Below are 19,309 nucleotides of genomic sequence, written 5' to 3'. Positions count from 1 at the left end.
TAAGTGCAATTAACCCCAAGAATGATAGAGATTATATATTGAAAAATCGACGGCTGTTTTGGGTGGTGACTGTGATCAAATCCTCATAGTCATCGCCCCGGCACACCGCTACTCTCGCCGCAATATGTGGCAGGTGACATGGCTCATTACGCCTAGACTTCGGTTTGGGTTTGAGGTCCCTTGGAATCAGGTAAGGCGCATCTGTCTCTATCATTAGCCTATCAGCAGGAATGTACGCCACCAGCTTTTGTAAATCCGCCCCTCGTCGTTCATCACAGACCCAGCCTGTAATGCCTATCGACATGCCCATATCGAGACAATCCGTCAGCGCGTCTTTGTCCCCAGTGAAGCAATGTAACACCGCCCCAGCAAGCTTGTCCTGATACTTACGAAAGATATCTGAAAAGCGCGCATGCGCATCCCGACAATGCAAAAATACCGGCATGTCGAGCTCTACCGCTAGCGAAAGCTGCGCCTCAAAGACCGCTTCCTGCTGCGGACGAGGTGAAAAATCGCGATTGAAATCAAGGCCACACTCGCCAATTGCCACTACCTGCGGCGAAGCAGCAAGCTCCCGAATTTGTGGCAACGACAAATCATCTATCGTTTTCGCATCATGAGGGTGAACGCCCGCGGTCGAAAAGCAATAACCCGGATAGAGCGCCGCAAGCGCCTGAGCTTCGGTACTCGATTCGATATCTGTACCAGTTAAAATCATGGCACTGACGCCAGCCTCTTTACCACGTTGAACCACATCGTCTCTGTCTGCAGAAAACTGGCTGCTGGTCAGGTTTACGCCAATATCAATCACGTTGATGTTCCTTTACTTGTGCTTCTTGGCGAGCCGACAGGAGAAAGTCGGCCCGCATAAAACAAAAAAGCCAGTCAGTCACTGGCTTTATATTGATTAGCTTTGGCTGGTTTCTTCGCCGTCAGTTTCACCACGAGGACGGTAAAAGCGGGAGAAGAACAGCCCAACTTCAAACAGCAAACACATAGGGATCGCCAGCAGTGTCTGCGAGATGATGTCTGGAGGTGTCAGCAGCATACCTGCCACGAAAGCCGCAACAACAATGTACGGGCGCTTTTTCGACAAATCTGCCGGGTTCACGACGCCAGTCCAGACAAGCAGAATAATCGCGACCGGAATTTCAAACGCAAAACCAAACGCCATAAATAGCGCCAGAATGAAATCCAGATAACTGGCAATGTCTGGCGATACCTCAACGCCTTCGGGCGCAATGGCGGTAAAAAAGCCAAACACCAGCGGAAAGACCACGAAATAGGCAAACGCCACACCCGCATAGAACAGAAGCGAACTGGAAAACAGCAACGGCATCACAAGTCGACGTTCATGCTTGTACAACCCTGGTGCGACAAAAGCCCAGATTTGATAAAGGATCATCGGCACAGCAATGAACACCGATACGACCAGCGTCAGCTTGATGGGCGTAAAGAACGGTGTCGCCACGTCAGTGGCAATCATAGTTGCGCCCTGAGGTAACTTATCAATCAAAGGTGAGGCTACATACGAGTAGATATCGTTCGCAAAGTAAACCAAAGCTAAAAACACCACCAGCACGGACAGCAGGCAGCGAAGAAGCCGGTCACGTAGTTCCATTAAGTGACCGACAAGTGATTGGGTATCTTCAACAGATGACATAGGTACTCAACAACATAAAAAGTAAAACCGCGTCAGCGACAGTTATGGCTCCTTCGTAGACTGCGAAGCATCATTCTTGGAGGTACTGTCGTAGGGCCGTTGTACCTCGTCAGCCGCTTGTTTAAGCTCATCAACCGACTTCTGAAGTTCAGGTGAGATATTTTGCATGCTCATGCTCTCCGCCTTCTTCAGATTGTCCTGTAATTCTTTGATCTTCAGCTCTTGCTCAAGTTCATCCTTTACAGAACCCGCCATACGGCGCACCGATCCCACCCAACGGGCAACATTGCGTATTGCAATCGGCAGACGCTCAGGGCCAAGAACAACCAGCCCGACAACCGAGATAAGTATCAGTTCCCAAAAGCCGATATCAAACACAGATTAGACCTGCTCTTTGTTTTTTGTTTCGCTGTTTGGCGCAGAAGGATCTTTTTCTTCCAGCTTGTTCTGAACAAAGTCTGCGTCTTTGTCTTTTTTGCTTTCATCGTCATTCATGGCTTTTTTGAAGCCTTTGATTGCAGAGCCCAGATCACCGCCAATGTTGCGCAGTTTCTTGGTTCCGAATAACAGCACTACGATTGCCGCAATGATCAAAAGTTGCCAAATACTAATACCGCCCATGCTCTGTTTACCTCAGAATAAATTACATAAAAATACTGTTAAGACCCTGACCGGACGATTAAAACAATCGTTCAAGGATCGCTCACTTTAATTTAAAGCTTATTTGTTCGCAGCCCGCCACGCAAATAACCAGGCTCCTAAAGCTGAGACTCCTGCTAACTCCGGCAAGGTTTCTACATGGTTGGTGTAGAGAATTGCTGCCGTTAACAGCAAGCTGGCCCCCACACCAAGTAAAAACCTGACCCGGTTTTGTTGTCTGCGGCCGTCGATAAATGCCTGATACATATCATCCATTCGCTGACTGACCATCTTGCCCTGTCGCAAGCTATCATAAACCAGCTCAGGTAACTCAGGTAAGGTCTCAGCCCAGAAAGGCGCCTTTTCCTTGATCGCGTTCAATACGGCCTGCGGCCCCACTTGACGGGACATCCAGTCTTCAAGAAACGGCTTTGCGGTTTCCCATAAATCCAACTGCGGATAAAGTTGCCGACCCAGCCCCTCAACATATAAAAGCGTTTTCTCAAGAAGCACCAGCTGCGGCTGCACCTCCATATTAAACTGCCTTGCTGTTGAGAAAAGATTAACTAAGACATGTCCAAAAGAGATTTCTCCGAGAGGTTTCTCGAAAATTGGCTCACAAACCGTGCGGATCGCGAATTCAAACTCATCGACATTGGTATCTGAAGGTACCCAACCCGAGTCGACATGCAGCTCAGCGACCTTGCGATAATCTCGATTGAAAAAGGCCAGCAGGTTCTCTGCCAAATACCGTTTATCTTCTCGGTTAAGCGTACCGACAATCCCACAGTCAAGGCCAATCCACGTCGGGTCATCCGGGTTGTCGTAAGAGACAAACAAGTTTCCGGGGTGCATATCAGCATGGAAGAAACTGTCTCGGAACACCTGAGTAAAGAAAATTTCTACGCCGCGCTCAGCAAGGAGCTTCAGGTTGGTACCGTTCTTAGTAAGTCCATCAATGTCGGACACACCGATACCATATATCCGTTCAGACACCATCAGGTTCTTATGGCCAAAGTCACTGAATACTTCGGGCACATAAAGAATCGGATTGTTGTCGAAATTACGCCGCATCTGAATCGCATTGGCAGCCTCACGCAGCAAATCCAGTTCATTGATCAGAGTCTTTTCATACTCTCTGACCACTTCAACCGGACGCAAACGACGAGCTTCAGGCAAAAATCGTGAGATTACGCGGGCCATGCGGTACATCAATTTTATGTCTGACTGAATAACAGGAAGGATGTCAGGGCGAATGACTTTCAGCACCACCTCACGGCCGTTTTCCCGAAGCCGCGCCGTGTGAACCTGTGCAATCGATGCTGATGCCAGCGGCGTCATATTGAAATCATCGAACCACTTTTCAACCGGGCCGCCAAGCGCTTTTTCAATTTCCTGTTTGGCGAGCTCACTATCAAAGGGCTGCACCTGATCCTGCAAAAGCGCCAGTTGGTCGGCAATATCATCCGGAAAAAGGTCACGACGGGTCGACAGCATCTGGCCGAACTTAATCCAAACGGGACCCAGATCCTGAAGCGCAAGGCGGAGTCGGCTGCCATCTTCCTTATTCGCATGCTTGTTTTTGAGCCAAAACAAGCCTCGACGCATCACGTGCGGCCATCGGGTCAATTTATTCTTCGGCAGCATTTCATCAAGGCCGTAATGCAAATGCACCCTGACGATTTTGTAGAGGCGGCGGATTTCAGAAAACCTCATGGTGTCTCCATCGCATCAAACAGTGATTGCAAGCGCGCTTCCAATCTGGATGCCTGCGATCTCACGTCATCCACCTGATCAGAAAAATGCGTAATTTCCAATGCTCCCGGCGCAAGGCGCCACTCTTCGATTAAAATGTCCGCCACATAAGCCTGCTTAGTCCGGAATCGGTTGCGGAAGGCATCGACACCTTTTTTCATCCCGCTGACCATACTGTGGGCGACTACATCACCCGTGTATTTAGATAGCCACTCGGCAAGGTCGACATCCAGACCGCTGAGTAAACCCGAAAACTGCTGAGCAACATCAATATCGCCATCAAGCTCAAGCTTGTCTTCTTTGATGAGTCTGGTGAGGTTGGATTTGTCGTTGAGCTCAGGGAGCGTGGTGATGGCAAGCGCAAGGTCGCAATCTGGCGTACCTTCAAACTCCGCCAGCACATCCAATTGGTGACTGAATACAAACACCAACTGTTTGCCAATGTCGGTAAGGCGGACGCGAAGCACTTTACCTTTAAGACGTTGCAGGCGACGCTGACTGTCAGCGTCCTGCGCAATGAGAGTATTGAGACTGGTTTCGACTACCGCCGTTACCAGAGGGTCGAGGGGCATAATCGCTTCCTAAAACTTGTATCCACGGTGAAGGGCAACAATGCCACCAGTGAGGTTAAAGTACTTGGTCTGCTCGAACCCCGCGTCTTCCATCATTCCTTTCAGGGTTTCCTGATCAGGGTGCATACGGATGGACTCAGCCAGATATTGATAGCTTTCCGCATCGCCCGCCACCAGCTGGCCCATTTTTGGCAACAGGTGGAAAGAATAGGCATCGTAAGCTTTTGACAGAGGTTCAAACACGGGCTTGGAGAATTCCAGCACCAACAGGCGGCCACCCGGCTTCAAGACGCGGTACATAGAGCGCAGCGCTTTGTCTTTATCAGTCACATTACGAAGACCAAAGCCGATAGTGATGCAGTCAAAATAGTCGTCTGGAAAAGGTAGCTCTTCAGCGTTGGCCTGAACATAATTCACGTTACCGACAATCCCCATATCGCGGAGTTTGTCGCGGCCGACATTGAGCATCGAATTATTGATATCAGCAAGGATAACTTGACCATTGTCGCCCACAATGCGTGAAAACTTGGCCGTTAAATCACCGGTACCACCAGCAAGGTCAAGTACCTTATGGCCGGGACGGACACCGCTGCAATCGATGGTAAAACGCTTCCATATACGGTGAACACCCATCGACATGACATCGTTCATGATGTCGTACTTTGCTGCTACCGAGTGGAATACGCTGGCAACCATGCCCTGTTTTTCATCTCTGGCCACATCTTTGAAACCAAAGTGGGTGGTTTCTGCGTCTGCGTTGTGGTTCACGCCCTGTGTCGAATCAGTCATTTTTAACCCCTAAGTCTTTGCTGCTAAGTGTACTTGATACCTAAGGGTTGCTCAAAGCAGTTCCTAAAACAGAGGGCGAGAGATTTACTCTTTGATGCTACTTATTACATTTAGCGACGCGTCTCCCCGATGTGGGTCACGACTAAGTGCCGACGGCTGATATCTCTTTTGACCTCGACCCCCAGCGCTTTAAAGCTCTCGGCCTGACGGAGAATGTTGCCACGACCGCTGGCCAGTTTGTTCATCGCGCCCTGATAAGCGTCTGAGGCCTTATCGATAGCCGATCCAACGTTTTCCATATCATCGACAAAAAGCCTGACTTTGTCATAAAGCTTGGCCGCTTTATCCGCAATGTCTTTCGCATTACGATTCTGATGTTCATAGCGCCACAAGTTGTTGATGGTACGAAGTGCCACCAGCAGCGTTGTCGGGCTCACCAGCATAATATTGTTATCGAGCGCTTCACGGATCAGCGCAGGCTCGGCTTCAATGGCAATCTGAAACGCAGGTTCGACCGGAATAAACATCAACACATAGTCGAGAGAGGTAATGCCGTGGAGCTGATGGTAATCTTTTCGTCCAAGCCCACGGATGTGGGCACGAATAGCGGCCACATGGTCACGCAGCGCAAGATCCTGCTCGGCGGATTGTTCAGCATGGAAATACCGCTCGTAAGCGACTAACGCCATTTTGGCATCAATCACCACGTCTTTTTCCTGCGGTAAACGAACAATCACATCTGGCTGATAACGCTTTCCTTGCTCGTTTTCGAGACTGACCTGCGTCTGGTATTCATAACCTTCCCGGAGGCCTGACTCTTCCAGCACCCGGGTCAGGATCACCTCTCCCCAGTTACCCTGCTGCTTATTATCCCCTTTCAGCGCTTGTGTCAGGTTAACCGCTTCACGGGTCATATCCTCATTGAGCTTTTGTAGGTTACGAATTTCATGCACCAAGGTGTGGCGCTCTTTAGCTTGCTCGCCAAAGCTGTCACCCACTTGCTTGCGAAAGCCTTCAAGCTGGCTTTTCAATGGGCCTAACAAGGCTTCAAGGCTTTGGCGATTTTGTTCATCCACGGTACGGGTTTTGTTGTCAAAGACCTGATTGGCAAGGCTCTCAAACTGCACGCGCAAACGTTCTTCCGCCCCTTCCAGTAAACGGATTTTCGCATCGGCTGCATCCAATTGTTCTTCGGTACGGGTTTGTTGTTCACGCAGCGCAACTTCAAGGGCGACTTTATCTTCCCGCAGGCTATCGAGTTGCTCACTCAATTGCTGCTTTTCACCCTTTATCACCTCAAGCTGACGCAGCTTTTCAACGGCTGCGGCCAGACGACCATATTGGGTTTTCAGCTCACTATTCAAACGGTCTTTGTCCACATCCAGCTGGTCGAGTTCTTGTTGCAGCTCAGCATTGGTCAGTTCGAGTTGAGAGATCGCAGACTGATGAAGCTGGCTGTCAGCCTCGCGCTGCTGAACGGCAAGCTCCCGATGCTGACGAATCGACAACCGATGAAACAGGCCAACAATCGTCAGCGTGACGAGACTGCTGCCGCCTGCCGCTAATATGAGAGCCATTTCCGGCGTGATGCCCTGTACGATCATGCTGCAACCTTATGTTGTAACGTTTTGTCTTATCTTGAGAAGGCTAATAAGACACTGGATAAATGTCCAGCTTTTAGCGGCGATTACTGATGCTATAGACTGACTGTCTCTTCCTCAACTCAGTACGCATTCATGAATGACCGCCTCGCAATGGGCTACGGACTGGCTGCGGTGTTGCTTTGGTCAACCGTTGCCACTGCCTTCAAGATCACCCTGACTTACATGACCCCAGAACAAATGCTGGCAGCGGCAAGCGTAGTGTCAGCTATCGCACTGGCTGGCGTGGCCGCTTTTCAAGGAAAGTTAGGTAACCTTTTCAGCACGTTTACAGCGCGCCCTGGCTATTACCTGTTACTCGGGGTCATCAACCCATTGGTCTACTACTTGGTGCTATTTAAAGCCTATGACCTGCTCCCCGCCTCACAGGCTCAACCTCTTAATTACAGCTGGGCAATTACGCTGACATTAATGGCCGCGATGTTTCTTGGCCAAAAAATACGAAAACAGGATTGGCTTGCCGCCATATTGGGTTATGCGGGCGTGGTGGTGATTGCAACTAAAGGCGATTTACTGGCGCTGAAATTCGACAGTCCGCTTGGTGTCGGGCTGGCATTACTTTCGACCTTTCTTTGGGCGGGGTATTGGATTTTAAATACGAAAAATCAGGCCGATCCAGTGCTGGGTTTATTATTGGGCTTTTTACTTTCTTTGCCATTTTCTATCGGGATAAGTTTTTATTCCGCGTCTTGGCACGGTATTCCGTGGCAAGGATGGCTGGCTGTCAGCTATGTGGGGTTATTTGAAATGGGAATAACGTTTGTGCTCTGGTTGAGCGCAATGAAACAGGCCACTAATACTGCACGTATTAGTAACCTGATTTTTATTTCACCTTTTATTTCACTGATTTTACTTAACCAAATAATTGGCGAACACATTCACCCTAGCACTATTTCAGGCTGGTGATGATTGTTGCAGGTCTTGTCATTCAACAGTGTAAAAAAAGAAATTAAATGTAAATTATTTCTGTTCCTGAACCAGAAACTCGCGTAACTCATCTACGCTGATACCGTCGCTTGAGAGAGAATCAGCTAATTCCTGCACTCTCTCAGAGCGGCGCTCTTCAATGACTTTGGTAAACTGGTGAACCAGCTCTCTAAGGCCACTGATTGGCACCTGACGCGCAGCACTTTTTACTCGCTCTTCACTCATGCCACTTAATTCGGTTAATAGTTTTCCGAACATCATTTTTTCTGGCGATTCCTCGAGAAGTTCAAGATGACGCGCCAGTTCAATCGTCGACATCGACATAATTTATTTGCTGCCTGTAATTATCAAACACAGAATAGGAATAGATTGCCGGATAAATATACTCCCATTTGCTGCTTAGCAGCAAAAGAAAAAAGCCCAAAGTCGAAAAACATTGGGCTTTTTTAGTATTTATTGAGTAAAACTGTTGTCTTACATTTTGTTTCAAACAGTTATTGCAGTACCTAGATAGCGCTGCATCAAATGCCAGAAGGTTATTTTGAATAAACCGTGTGCAGGCGTTTACCCGTTGACGACCACAACAATAAAAGCGCTGGCGCGAGCAGCAACATGTGCAATGTCATCAAGTCAGGCGCCTGCAGCCCAAGGCGCTGCGTCAAGCTGACCAGCGCACCCGCTCCCGTCATCTGAAATACACCCAGCAACGCCGCCGCCGTACCTGCACGCTGGCCAAACGGCTCTAGCGCTTTACCCGCGGCAGCACCTAAAATCCACGCAAAGCCAAATGACGACATGAATATTGGCACCATATAGCTCCAAGCGCTGACGACACCGGAAAGCACATACATCAATGCACCAGCAACCACTAACAACATCAGGCCAAGATTCAGCGCCTGTCGGCTGCCAAATTTTTCCATGAATTTTGGTGCGGTCATCGCAGCGAAAATATTCAGTACCGCATTCGCTGCAAACCACTTGGTGAAGGTTTCCATCGTCAGCCCCTGATGCGTGATCAGCCAGCTCGGCGCAGACGTAACGTAAGCAATGATCACCGCCATCGACAACAGACATAGGCTGGCATGGTACAAAAAGACAGGCTCTTTCAGCACAATCCAATAGCGTGAAGGGCTGAGCAAGGGACCACTGCTGTCGGTATCATCAGGCCGAGTCTCGCGGAAAAAGACCGAAATCAGCACAAGACCTATCATGCATACACCATCATAAAGCTGAAGTTAGCGCGCCAGCCAAAATGATGCGTCAGCCAGCTGCCAAGTAGCGGGGCCAGCGCGGGGACAAAACAAATAGCGCCATTAAGATAGCTGATCATCTGGCCGCTTCGCTTGGCACCAAAGGTGTCACGTACAGCAGCAAATGCACATACCGAGGTCGCACAGGCCCCCATACCTTGCAAAACACGAGCAAATAGCAGCCAGTCGAGCGTTTGTGCAACATACGCAAGACCCGAGCTCAAGGTGTAAATGGCAATACCACCAATCGCGACTTTACGCCTGCCCAACCTGTCAGCTAAAGGCCCGGCAAGAAGTTGACCCAAACCCAGACTGACCATAAAAAGGGTAACCGTGTCCTTTACAAGAACAGGACTCACATTGAGGTCGGCAGCCATTAAGGGAATTGCAGGCAGGTAGATATCAATGGCCATCGGGCTAAACAGCACCAGAATCACCATCAGGCAACCAGCCGCGCATGAGTGTTTTGTTGTTCTAATCGCATTCGCGTCTCCTGTGTAATCACGCGGAGTCTACTGCTGTCGTGATATGAATAAAAATGGTTTATATTCACATCACACATTCTCTTCAGGAATATCAGTGGATGAATCTCAACCAGCTACAGCGCATCGATCTGAACCTTCTCGTTTGCCTGCATATTTTGCTTGAGGAATGCAATGTCACCCGGGCCGCGCAGCGTCTTCACCTTAGTCAATCTGCCGTCAGTAAATGTCTGGCCAAACTGCGAACCCAATTTGATGACCCGCTGTTCACGAGAAGCTCGTGGGGCCTGCATCCAACCATTAAGCACAAAGCCTGAAGCCGGAGTTAGCCGTGTTACTGGGGCGGCTTGAAAACCTGACGGCACCTGATCATTTCGACCCATCATCCAGCGATCGACGCTTTCATTTTTCGCTGGTTGAAAGCGCCTACCCGCTGCTGATGCCGCGTTTTCTGGGGGAGATTCTTGAAGCTGCCCCCTCTATTACACTCGACACACAAGCCTGGCACCGCCATACCTTTGATGCCATGACACGGGGTGAGGTTGATTTTGGTATCACTGGAAAAGATATTAACCCCGATGACGCCATGCTGACCTTGATGCCTCCACCAGGGATAATCACTGAGCCGCTCTACGAAGACTACCAGGCCGTGATTGTCAGACCGGGACACCCTGCACTCTCTGAAAGCTGGGATAGCGATGCTTACATGCGTCAGCGTCATATTCAGGTGCGCTGCCTTGGCAATGACCGCTGGCTTCTCGATATTAAGCTCGCCGAACGCGGTCTCGAACGGGATATTGCGATGTACGTTCCAGACTTTAACAGTGCCGCCAGCCTCTGTACCCATACCGATTTGGTGTTCACCGCTCCGCATCATTTCGCGACTGCGATCGCCAAACAGCTCAATTTAGTGGTCATTGACCTGCCAGAGCCCCTTCCACCGATGGAATATACGCTGTTTTGGCACCAAAACAGACAAAATGATGCTGGCCATAGCTGGCTTAGGCAGCTGATCATTTCGCGCTGTCGGCAAATGACAGAAATTGCAGCCACCGCAGAAAACAGATAGCTTATACCCATTGGGTTTGTGGCTGACAATGCAAACACAACGCATCGGCTATCAGACCAACAGGTTAACGAAAGTACAATAGATAGGAAGAAACATGGACGCCAACTACGCAAGCCGCACCGAACAACTGCGCCGCTGGCTGGAAGACCAGGCACTGGACGCTCTGGTGATCCCGCGCGAGGACGAATTCCTCGGTGAATACGTACCAGCCCACAATGAACGCCTACTCTGGTCGACCGGGTTTACCGGCTCTGCAGGTGCCGCCGTTGTGGCAAAAGAAAAAGCCGCTGTGTTCGTTGACGGTCGCTACACCGTTCAGGTGCGCAAGCAAGTACCGGGTGATATTTTTGAATACCGTCATCTGCATGAAGAGCCGGCACTACAATGGCTGCTCGACACCCTGCCGCAAGGCAGCAAAGTCGCTGTTGACCCAAGACTTCACAGCGCAAGCTGGCTGAAAGCTGCAGAGCAAAAAGTTGCCGGCATCTGACACTGGTCAGCATCGATGCCAACCCAATTGATACCCTGTGGGCCGACCGCCCGACACCGTTATTGACCGATGCTCTCCTGATGGGGCTTGAGCTTGTTGGTGTCAGCAGTGAAGACAAGCGTCAACGTGTGGCACAGGAGCTGAAAAAATCTGGCGCAGATTTAGCGCTTCTTACCCAACTAGACAGCATCTGTTGGTTACTGAACATTCGCGGTGGCGACATTTCCCGCCTGCCTGTTTTATTATCGCAAGCGATTGTCGACACAGAGGGTGCTGTGACCCTGTTTATTGACAGCGACCGCCTGCCTGAAGCATTTTCCGCTCATGTTGGCGCGGGCGTCAGCGTCGCTTCACCCGATGCAATGGCAGACGTTCTGAGAGCCCAGTCGGGCAAAAAAGTGCTGGTTGACCCTGCAACAAGCAACGCATGGGCAAGCCTTACTTTGTCAGCAGCTGGCGCAGACATTATCCATGGCAGCGATCCATGTCTGCTGCTGAAAGCAGCGAAAAATACCACCGAAGCATCAGGCATCAAGGCCTGTCACATTCGCGATGGTGTGGCAGTCAGCCGCTTCCTTGCGTGGATTGACCGTGAAGTCGCAGCAGGCAGAATGCCAAATGAAGCTGAACTTGCCGACAAACTGCTGGCCTTCCGTCAGCTTGACGAAACACTGGCGGACCTGAGCTTCGATACGATTTCAGCCGCTGGCGGCAATGCGGCCATGTGTCACTATAATCACCTCAACCAACCTGTACCGGGTGAGCTTGAGCAAGACAATGTGTATCTGGTTGATTCAGGCGGCCAATACCCGGATGGGACCACTGACATTACCCGTACCGTTGCGATTGGTCAGTGTAATGCAGAAGTGAAGAAGACCTTCACACTGGTTCTGAAAGGTCACATTGGGTTGGCGACCAGCCGCTTCCCGACAGGCACCACTGGCAGCCAGCTGGATGCACTGGCACGCCAACACCTGTGGGCACACGGTTATGACTTTGACCATGGCACAGGCCACGGTGTTGGCCACTTCCTAAGTGTTCACGAAGGTCCGCAGCGTATCAGCAAAGTCTATAACCCTGTCGCCCTGCTGCCAGGCATGGTGGTGTCTAACGAGCCGGGTTACTACCGCGATGACAGTTTTGGTATTCGTATCGAGAACCTTGAAATTGTGGTTGAAGTCGAAACCTCTGGCGATCGTGCGATGTTGGGCTTCGAATCCCTGACACGCGCGCCAATTGACCGTCGTCTGGTCGACCTTTCTCTGCTGACTGAAGCCGAAGTCGCATGGTGGAACACCTATCACCAGAAAGTGTGGCAGGACATCAGCCCTGCGCTGGAAGGTGACGATCTGGCGTGGATTGAGCAGGCATGTGCGCCGCTCTAAGCAAGATTGATTTCGAGTATACGTAAAAAAAAGAGCCGGTTAAGCCGGCTCTTTTTTTATCTGATAGCAAACCATTTGCTAGCCTGAGAAGCCATGGTGCCAGTCCTTCCAGACCACATCGAAGCCTGCTCTTTGCACGGCCAGTGCAACATCCCCCGCACTGCGTTCATCCGACGTCGCAAACTGCTCTAGCGCTTCCTCACCATTGGCATAGCTCCAGGCTGAGTGCGGGACGCAGCAGACATGTGCGTCACACCAAGCGGTAATACCTGGTCGCGGAAGAACGGTGACTCCCGTGTCGAGAGAGACAATTCAACATCAGCACTGAAAAGGCGAAATGCGCAGATCAGCTGAACCAGCTGCTTATCTGTCATCACTGACTTCGGCTCCAGTGCGCCTTCACACGGACGCAAGCGCGGAAACGCCAACGAATAGCGCTGCGCCAGTATGTTCTCTCAAGGTAATCAAGGTGCGCCGCAGCAAAAAAGCAGTCAGTGCGCCAGTCCTCAAGACCGATGAGCGAGCCGAGACCAATCTTATCGATCCCCGCCTGCGCCAATCTGTCGGGCGTATTCAGGCGGTATTCAAAGTCAGATTTATTGCCCCTCAAATGGTGCTGCGCATAGGTGCTCGGGTGATAGGTTTCCTGATAAACCATCACCGCATCGAGCCCAGCGTTTTCAGCTCCGCATAGTCTTGTGTATCCAGCGGCTGAACTTCCATCGCCAAATAACTGAAGGACTTTTTGATCTGCGGCACAGCCTCACGGAAGTAGCGCATACCTACCTTGGTTTCGTGCTCTCCGGTGACCAGCAGAATACTGTCAAACCCCATTTGCTTGATTGCTTCGCACTCTGCCGAAATTTCCTCTGTGGTCAACGTTTTGCGCTTGATGCGGTTCTCCATTGAAAAACCGCAATACGTGCAGACGTTGGCACACAGGTTCGAGAGATACAAAGGAACAAAGAAGCTGATGGTATGACCAAAGCGCTGACGGGTAAGCGCCACCGACTGCTGCGCCATTCTTTCCAGATAAGGCTCAGCAGCAGGTGAAATCAGCGCTTTGAAGTCTTCAAGGGTCCGCTTAGGTGACGCCAGTGCCCGCTCAACATCTGCCGCCGTTTTGCCGTACACCGACAAACGGGCGTCATCCCAGTCAATACCTTGCCAGACATCTGAAAACGTCATCCTGCGACCTCTGGGCTATCAAGAAATGCCGTCAACGGACTGGAAGCCACAGCATGCTGCACCCTCCCTGCCAAGCCCGCCTCATAAGCCGCACGGCCACATTCCACCGCACCTTTAAAAGCAACCGCCATCGCCACAGGGTCGGTCGCTGCAGCAATGGCCGTGTTAACCAATACCGCATCGGCACCTTTTTCCAGCGCAAACGCGGCGTGAGAGGGCGCACCTATTCCCGCATCAACAACCACAGGCACATTGGCCTGCTCGATGATGATGTCGAGAAAGTCCGCACTCACCAGACCTTTATTACTGCCAATTGGTGCCCCCAACGGCATCACAGCAGCACAACCGACCTCTTCAAGTCTTTTACACAACACGGGATCAGCATGGCAATAAGGCAATACCACAAAGCCTTCTTTCACCAGCGCGTCTGCCGCCTTGAGTGTCTCAATGGGGTCAGGCATCAAATAGCGGGGATCAGGGTGAATTTCCAGCTTCAACCAGTTTGTTCCCAAGGCCTCACGAGCAAGGCGCGCAGCAAATATCGCCTCATCTGCCGTTTTTGCGCCTGACGTGTTTGGCAATAAGTTGACCCCAGCATTGAGCAGCGGCGACAAAATGTCATCTTCAGGGTTGGCAATATCTACACGCTTAAGCGCCATGGTCACCAACTCAGAACCGGAGGCAGCAATGGCCTCTGCCATTACCGATGAGGATGCAAACTTCCCGGTGCCAGTAAACAAACGGGAGTGAAAGGTTTTGTCAGCAATCCTTAACATATCAACCTCCTGCTATGGCCTGAAAAACGGTCAGCTTCAAACCGTCAGTCAATGGCGTCTGAGGCCACTGGCTTCTTGGGACAACTTGGCCATCAATCGCGATAGCCACTGACTCTGAAGGTAAAGTAAGTTCTTCAACCAGCGAGGACAAATCCACCGCTGATTCAACGTGATGTGCTTTATCGTTTAGCCAGATTTGCATCATGATGCCTCCTTGGCCTGAAATGATGAACAGCTCGGACACGCAGGGTCGCGCTGAATATCGAGCTTTGTCATCGTCATGGTTTTGCCACAGAATTGATGGAAGGTTGCAGGGCAACAGTCATTCCCAGACAGCAGTTTGAGGGCAGCCAACGCCTGAAAATTGCCAATCGTTCCGACAACAGGGCCGACAACCCCGCCGCTCTGGCAGTTGTTATCCGGTCTGTCGTGTTCCACATGGAACAAGCAACGATAGCAAGGGGATGGCTGCCTGAAATCAAACACCATATGCTGCCCCTGCCAACCAATCGCGGCACCTGAAATAAGCGGTGTTTTCTCAGACAAACACGCCCGATTGACAGCCTGTCTGGTCGACATGTTGTCTGAACAATCAAGCACCACATCGGCCATCGCCACTTCCATCGTCAGTCGATCCTGCGAAAGCATACTGCTCACAACCCTCACACTAATATCCCCATTCAGCGCTTTAAGCTGTGCACTGAGCATTTTGGCTTTATTCGCATTAAGATCTGCTTCCCGATAGGCTACCTGACGGTGCAGGTTGGAGGTGTCCAGCGTATCACCGTCGGCGATCACCAAATGACCAATGCCAGCGCCCGCAAGGTACAAAGATGCTGCAGTACCAAGACCACCACACCCCACAATCAGAACATTTGCTTCTAGCAACGCTGACTGCCCTGTCTCCCCGATTTCAGGCAGCATGACCTGTCGGCTGTAGCGAGTGAACTGGCTGTCACTGAGCGCAGCCATGACGGACCTCCTCAGACAAAATTGTCTCAAATGCCCGTAAGGTTTCGGGTAAATCCGTCGCTTGGGTAACGGCCCTGACAACCGCCACGGCACTCACGCCTGTTTGCCATACATCCTTAGCACGAGCCAGATCGATGCCGCCAATTGCCACTGTAGGATATTGGCCATTTACCGTTCCGAGGTGATGACGCAGCGTATCTACTCCCTGAGGAGGTGTAGGCATTTCTTTGGTTGGTGTTGGGAAAATATGCCCGATCGCCAGATAACTTGGCTTCAGAGACATCGCAAACGCCAGTTCATCCGCTGTTCGGGTGGAAACACCAAGGCAAATACCCGCTTTAGCAATCGCATCCAGATCAGCGGTTTTCAGATCGTCCTGCCCAAGGTGAATGCCATACGCCCCCGCATCCAACGCCTTTTGCCAATAATCATTGATAAAGACCTGAGCGTTATGCCGTCTCCCCGCCGCAACAGCTTGCTCTATCAGGTATTCAACATCGGATGCTCAGGGTCTTTCACCCTGAGCTGAACCGTAAGTACACCGAGTTCAAGCAGTCGCTTGAGCAAGTCGATATCATCAACCACCGGATATAACGGGCCGATACCTTCCGGCATAGTTGGAAAGGAGTAATCCATACCAGCCTCCTTACACTTTCTGATGATAAAGCTCGCTGCCCTGCGCGAGGAACTCTTCGGATTTCTGTTTCATCCCTTCTTTTGCGTCTGCATCGACAACTTCAACGGCAATTGCATCATTACCGAGGTTTTTCGCGTACTCGCGAACCTCGTGGCTGATCTTCATTGAACAGAATTTTGGTCCACACATTGAGCAAAAGTGCGCAACTTTGCCAGATTCCTGAGGTAAGGTTTCATCGTGATAGGCGCGGGCAGTATCTGGGTCAAGCGCGAGATTAAACTGATCTTCCCAACGGAACTCGAAGCGCGCTTTCGACAACGCGTTATCCCGGATTTGTGCCCCCGGATGGCCTTTTGCCAAATCTCCCGCATGCGCGGCGAGTTTGTAGGTGATCAGCCCGACTTTCACATCGTCTTTATTCGGCAGACCAAGGTGCTCTTTCGGAGTCACATAACACAGCATGGCACAGCCAAACCAGCCAATCATCGCCGCACCAATACCTGATGTAATATGGTCATAACCCGGTGCGATATCGGTAGTAAGAGGGCCCAGCGTGTAGAAAGGTGCTTCGTGACAATGCTTAAGCTGCTCTTCCATGTTCTCTTTAATCATATGCATAGGAACATGGCCCGGCCCTTCGATCATCACCTGCACATCGTATTCCCAGGCAATCTTGGTCAGCTCACCCAAGGTGCGTAGCTCAGAGAACTGAGCCTCATCGTTGGCATCTGCCACAGAGCCCGGACGCAGGCCGTCTCCTAGCGACAAGGCCACATCATAGCGGGCACAGATTTCACAGATTTCGCGGAAGTTTGTGTAAAGGAAGCTTTCTACGTGATGCGCCAAACACCACTTAGCAATGATAGAGCCGCCACGGGATACAATGCCAGTGACGCGTTTCGCCGTCATTGGGACATAACGCAGTAATACGCCAGCATGGATAGTGAAGTAATCGACGCCCTGCTCCGCCTGTTCGATAAGCGTGTCACGCATCACTTCCCAATTCAGGTTTTCAGCAATGCCGTTCACTTTTTCAAGCGCTTGATACATAGGTACGGTGCCAATCGGAACCGGGCTGTTTCGTAAGATCCACTCGCGGGTTTCATGGATATTTCTCCCGGTAGAGAGGTCCATAACGGTGTCTGCACCCCAACGGGTCGACCACACCAGCTTCTCTGTTTCTTCTTCTATAGAAGAGGTCACCGCTGAGTTACCGATGTTGGCATTAACCTTCACCAGAAAATTACGGCCGATGATCATTGGCTCAGATTCAGGGTGGTTAATGTTTGAAGGAATGATTGCGCGGCCTTCAGCCACTTCACGGCGAACAAACTCCGGTGTAATGTCTTTTGGCAAATTAGCACCAAAGGTTTCGCCCGGATGCTGTTGGTTCAGTTGCTCATCACGGTAACGCTGACGCCCCATGTTCTCGCGGATAGCGATATATTCCATTTCCGGGGTGATAATGTCCTGTCTGGCATAGTGGAGCTGTGTTACGCATTTACCCTCTTTCGCTTGGCGAATTTCAGGTAAAGCGTCAAATCGGATGCTATCTAACGTATCGTCGTCAAGACGCTCTTTGGCAAAGCTGGATGTTACCCCGGACAGTAACTCGGTATCAGAACGTTCTTCTATCCAGCGCTCACGTAGCTTCGGCAGCCCCTGATAGATGTTGATGTCGTAATCTGGGTCAGTATAAACACCTGAGGTATCATAAACATGGACAGGTTCATTGGGTTCAAAGATCGGCTCATCTTTCGTTCCGCCAACAAGAGAAGGAGACAGAGAAATCTCACGCATTGGTACACGAATGTCAGGTCGAGAGCCTGTGATGTAAGCTTTTTTTGAATTAGGAAGCGGTTGCACCGATAAATTATCAATGAACGACTTGGCGTCTAGACGGGCTTGTTTTCTGTTCGACATAGCATTACTCCAGTATTTTTTGGATATAAATGCTTGCCGGATTTGCTGATCAAGAGGGTGCCTAAGAATCTAAAACAGATCTATAACATCGACACATAGTATTTTCTCTTGTTCCCTTCGCAGGTATTAGCCTGATCAGGTTCAACGGATCCCGCAGTTGCGGTCTCAGCCAAATGGCACTCCGACAAGTAAGAACTGGAGTATATGTAGCAACAAAGTCTGATGCAACGGACAATAATGAGATTAGAGACGCATCAGCAACTGAAAACCTGCCCATGCTGCAAAAATACAGACAACAACGTTCAACAAAATATTCAGACCCATTTTGATGAACTCGCCCTGCTGCATCAGCAACACATTATCCATCGAAAAGGTCGAAAAAGTGGTTAATGCCCCCAAAAAACCGATGCCAATGACCTGACGCCAAGGAGATGCAGCATCTAATATCCCTTGCTCAAAGGCAGCAATTAAAAGCCCCATTGCGAGCGAGCCAAGAATATTCACTGTCAGTGTACCGTAGGGAAAACCTCTGCCTAGCAACGTCGCACAAAGCTCAGAAAGAAGGTAACGGGAACAGGCCCCTAATGCGCCACCGAGAGCAATAAAACCGAGAATATATGGTTGAGTCATAGCTGACATCCGAAGTAGTAAACTCGCCTAACATGATACCTATTAAAGCGTTAATAGTGGCAAGTAAGTAGCAGAAAGATGGCTATTGTGAAATAAGAGGATCTATTTAGACAAGACTGAAGAGAGCTGACGAAACTTACCGTAAAACTGACTGGCAAAAAATTCGCTGTCAAAATGCAAAAAGCCCCAGCATTTCTGCTGAGGCCTAAAATGTGGCAGGGGTGGAGGGATTCGAACCCCCAACACGCGGATTTGGAATCCGCTGCTCTGCCAATTGGAGCTACACCCCTTTAACGACGCTTATTGTATCGCGTTACATTAAAATCGCCAGTACTAGATACACCTAAAAAGCACGAACGGTTAGTTATTAGACAAAACTGCGAATAACAGCAATATCTAGTCGTTTATCTACAAATATTACTTGCCAGTAAAACGCAAAAAACCCCAGCATGTTTGCTGAGGTTTCTCGAAGAAGTGGCGGAGCGGACGGGACTCGAACCC

The 19,309-nt window shown here is 50.4% G+C and carries 14 protein-coding genes, 1 tRNA gene, 6 pseudogenes and 1 riboswitch; of the genes and pseudogenes, 3 read left to right on the top strand and 18 right to left on the bottom strand.

Going from position 1 to position 19,309, the window contains the following annotated elements; genetic code table 11:
* Positions 1 to 31: 31 nt before the first annotated feature.
* From tatD to rmuC, 8 genes are all read right to left on the bottom strand, one after another.
* A complete protein-coding gene (gene tatD / locus CS022_RS14175) occupies positions 32 to 811 on the bottom strand; it encodes a 3'-5' ssDNA/RNA exonuclease TatD (RefSeq protein ID WP_129122838.1) in 780 nt (259 codons plus the stop codon).
* A 96-nt stretch (positions 812 to 907) separates the two neighbouring features.
* Positions 908 to 1,663, bottom strand: coding sequence for a twin-arginine translocase subunit TatC (tatC, locus tag CS022_RS14170; protein WP_129122837.1), 756 nt, complete (start codon positions 1,661 to 1,663; stop codon positions 908 to 910).
* Between the two features lie 42 nt (positions 1,664 to 1,705).
* Complete coding sequence (gene tatB / locus CS022_RS14165) at positions 1,706 to 2,041, bottom strand: Sec-independent protein translocase protein TatB (RefSeq protein ID WP_129122836.1); 336 nt, start codon at positions 2,039 to 2,041, stop codon at positions 1,706 to 1,708.
* A gap of 3 nt (positions 2,042 to 2,044) precedes the next feature.
* On the bottom strand, positions 2,045 to 2,284 hold the full coding sequence (gene tatA, locus CS022_RS14160) for a Sec-independent protein translocase subunit TatA (RefSeq protein ID WP_129122835.1): 240 nt from the start codon (positions 2,282 to 2,284) through the stop codon (positions 2,045 to 2,047).
* A 99-nt stretch (positions 2,285 to 2,383) separates the two neighbouring features.
* Positions 2,384 to 4,018 carry a ubiquinone biosynthesis regulatory protein kinase UbiB gene (gene ubiB / locus CS022_RS14155; protein ID WP_129122834.1) on the bottom strand — a complete coding sequence of 545 codons (1,635 nt, stop codon included), beginning with the start codon at positions 4,016 to 4,018 and terminating at the stop codon, positions 2,384 to 2,386.
* Entirely contained in the window at positions 4,015 to 4,629 is a 615-nt protein-coding gene (locus tag CS022_RS14150) for a ubiquinone biosynthesis accessory factor UbiJ (RefSeq protein WP_129122833.1), read from the bottom strand. The genes ubiB and CS022_RS14150 overlap by 4 nt, the downstream gene beginning before the upstream one ends.
* Positions 4,630 to 4,638: 9 nt before the next feature.
* Entirely contained in the window at positions 4,639 to 5,418 is a 780-nt protein-coding gene (gene ubiE / locus CS022_RS14145; RefSeq protein ID WP_129122832.1) for a bifunctional demethylmenaquinone methyltransferase/2-methoxy-6-polyprenyl-1,4-benzoquinol methylase UbiE, read from the bottom strand.
* 110 nt (positions 5,419 to 5,528) lie between these two features.
* Positions 5,529 to 7,022: a DNA recombination protein RmuC gene (gene rmuC, locus CS022_RS14140; protein ID WP_129122831.1), complete on the bottom strand. Its 1,494-nt coding sequence runs from the start codon at positions 7,020 to 7,022 to the stop codon at positions 5,529 to 5,531.
* Positions 7,023 to 7,154: 132 nt separating this feature from the next.
* Between rmuC and CS022_RS14135 the strand changes: the two are divergent.
* Positions 7,155 to 8,032 (top strand): annotated as a pseudogene (locus CS022_RS14135) (DMT family transporter).
* Positions 8,033 to 8,039: 7 nt separating this feature from the next.
* Here the strand turns inward: CS022_RS14135 and tsrA are convergent.
* Positions 8,040 to 8,330 (bottom strand): H-NS-like global regulator TsrA, encoded by a 291-nt coding sequence (gene tsrA, locus CS022_RS14130; RefSeq protein ID WP_129122830.1) that lies wholly within the window; start codon positions 8,328 to 8,330, stop codon positions 8,040 to 8,042.
* Between the two features lie 212 nt (positions 8,331 to 8,542).
* Positions 8,543 to 9,696: pseudogene (locus CS022_RS14125) on the bottom strand (multidrug effflux MFS transporter).
* A gap of 143 nt (positions 9,697 to 9,839) precedes the next feature.
* Here CS022_RS14125 and CS022_RS14120 point away from each other — a divergent pair.
* A pseudogene (locus tag CS022_RS14120) lies at positions 9,840 to 10,807 on the top strand (LysR family transcriptional regulator).
* A 94-nt stretch (positions 10,808 to 10,901) separates the two neighbouring features.
* A pseudogene (locus CS022_RS14115) lies at positions 10,902 to 12,682 on the top strand (aminopeptidase P family protein).
* 78 nt (positions 12,683 to 12,760) lie between these two features.
* On the opposite strand, the pseudogene thiH reads toward CS022_RS14115, so the two are convergent.
* The 8 genes and pseudogenes from thiH to CS022_RS14075 all read right to left on the bottom strand — a co-directional run bounded on the left by thiH (position 12,761) and on the right by CS022_RS14075 (position 19,098).
* A pseudogene (gene thiH, locus CS022_RS14110) lies at positions 12,761 to 13,870 on the bottom strand (2-iminoacetate synthase ThiH).
* Positions 13,867 to 14,646 (bottom strand): thiazole synthase, encoded by a 780-nt coding sequence (locus CS022_RS14105; RefSeq protein WP_129122829.1) that lies wholly within the window; start codon positions 14,644 to 14,646, stop codon positions 13,867 to 13,869. The pseudogene thiH and the gene CS022_RS14105 overlap by 4 nt, the downstream one beginning before the upstream one ends.
* A 1-nt stretch (position 14,647) precedes the next feature.
* On the bottom strand, positions 14,648 to 14,851 hold the full coding sequence (thiS, locus tag CS022_RS14100) for a sulfur carrier protein ThiS (protein WP_235869513.1): 204 nt from the start codon (positions 14,849 to 14,851) through the stop codon (positions 14,648 to 14,650).
* Positions 14,848 to 15,618 (bottom strand): HesA/MoeB/ThiF family protein, encoded by a 771-nt coding sequence (locus CS022_RS14095; protein WP_129122828.1) that lies wholly within the window; start codon positions 15,616 to 15,618, stop codon positions 14,848 to 14,850. The genes thiS and CS022_RS14095 overlap by 4 nt, the downstream gene beginning before the upstream one ends.
* Positions 15,602 to 16,254 (bottom strand): annotated as a pseudogene (gene thiE / locus CS022_RS14090) (thiamine phosphate synthase). Before thiE ends, CS022_RS14095 begins: the two are co-directional and overlap by 17 nt.
* A 10-nt stretch (positions 16,255 to 16,264) precedes the next feature.
* Positions 16,265 to 18,178 carry a phosphomethylpyrimidine synthase ThiC gene (thiC, locus tag CS022_RS14085; protein WP_129122827.1) on the bottom strand — a complete coding sequence of 638 codons (1,914 nt, stop codon included), beginning with the start codon at positions 18,176 to 18,178 and terminating at the stop codon, positions 16,265 to 16,267.
* 95 nt (positions 18,179 to 18,273) lie between these two features.
* A riboswitch (TPP riboswitch) is annotated at positions 18,274 to 18,372 on the bottom strand.
* Between the two features lie 49 nt (positions 18,373 to 18,421).
* Complete coding sequence (crcB, locus tag CS022_RS14080; protein ID WP_129122826.1) at positions 18,422 to 18,808, bottom strand: fluoride efflux transporter CrcB; 387 nt, start codon at positions 18,806 to 18,808, stop codon at positions 18,422 to 18,424.
* Between the two features lie 213 nt (positions 18,809 to 19,021).
* Positions 19,022 to 19,098, bottom strand: a tRNA-Trp gene (locus CS022_RS14075).
* Between the last annotated feature and the right edge of the window lie 211 nt (positions 19,099 to 19,309).

The organism is Veronia nyctiphanis, assembly GCF_004116385.1.
In the GTDB taxonomy this organism is placed as follows: Bacteria; Pseudomonadota; Gammaproteobacteria; order Enterobacterales; family Vibrionaceae; genus Veronia; species Veronia nyctiphanis.
Note: the sequence above shows the minus strand (reverse complement) of the source record. Positions and strands in the feature narration are given on the sequence as shown.

Bases quoted from the DNA above. Each gene is read 5' to 3' on its own strand.
- tatC (WP_129122837.1), bottom strand. From the start codon at position 1,663: ATGTCATCTGTTGAAGATACCCAATCACTTGTCGGTCACTTAATGGAA.
- tatA (WP_129122835.1), bottom strand. From the start codon at position 2,284: ATGGGCGGTATTAGTATTTGGCAACTTTTGATCATTGCGGCAATCGTA.
- ubiB (WP_129122834.1), bottom strand. From the start codon at position 4,018: ATGAGGTTTTCTGAAATCCGCCGCCTCTACAAAATCGTCAGGGTGCAT.
- CS022_RS14150 (WP_129122833.1), bottom strand. From the start codon at position 4,629: ATGCCCCTCGACCCTCTGGTAACGGCGGTAGTCGAAACCAGTCTCAAT.
- ubiE (WP_129122832.1), bottom strand. From the start codon at position 5,418: ATGACTGATTCGACACAGGGCGTGAACCACAACGCAGACGCAGAAACC.
- rmuC (WP_129122831.1), bottom strand. From the start codon at position 7,022: ATGATCGTACAGGGCATCACGCCGGAAATGGCTCTCATATTAGCGGCA.
- tsrA (WP_129122830.1), bottom strand. From the start codon at position 8,330: ATGTCGATGTCGACGATTGAACTGGCGCGTCATCTTGAACTTCTCGAG.
- CS022_RS14105 (WP_129122829.1), bottom strand. From the start codon at position 14,646: ATGTTAAGGATTGCTGACAAAACCTTTCACTCCCGTTTGTTTACTGGC.
- thiS (WP_235869513.1), bottom strand. From the start codon at position 14,851: ATGATGCAAATCTGGCTAAACGATAAAGCACATCACGTTGAATCAGCG.
- CS022_RS14095 (WP_129122828.1), bottom strand. From the start codon at position 15,618: ATGGCTGCGCTCAGTGACAGCCAGTTCACTCGCTACAGCCGACAGGTC.
- thiC (WP_129122827.1), bottom strand. From the start codon at position 18,178: ATGTCGAACAGAAAACAAGCCCGTCTAGACGCCAAGTCGTTCATTGAT.
- crcB (WP_129122826.1), bottom strand. From the start codon at position 18,808: ATGACTCAACCATATATTCTCGGTTTTATTGCTCTCGGTGGCGCATTA.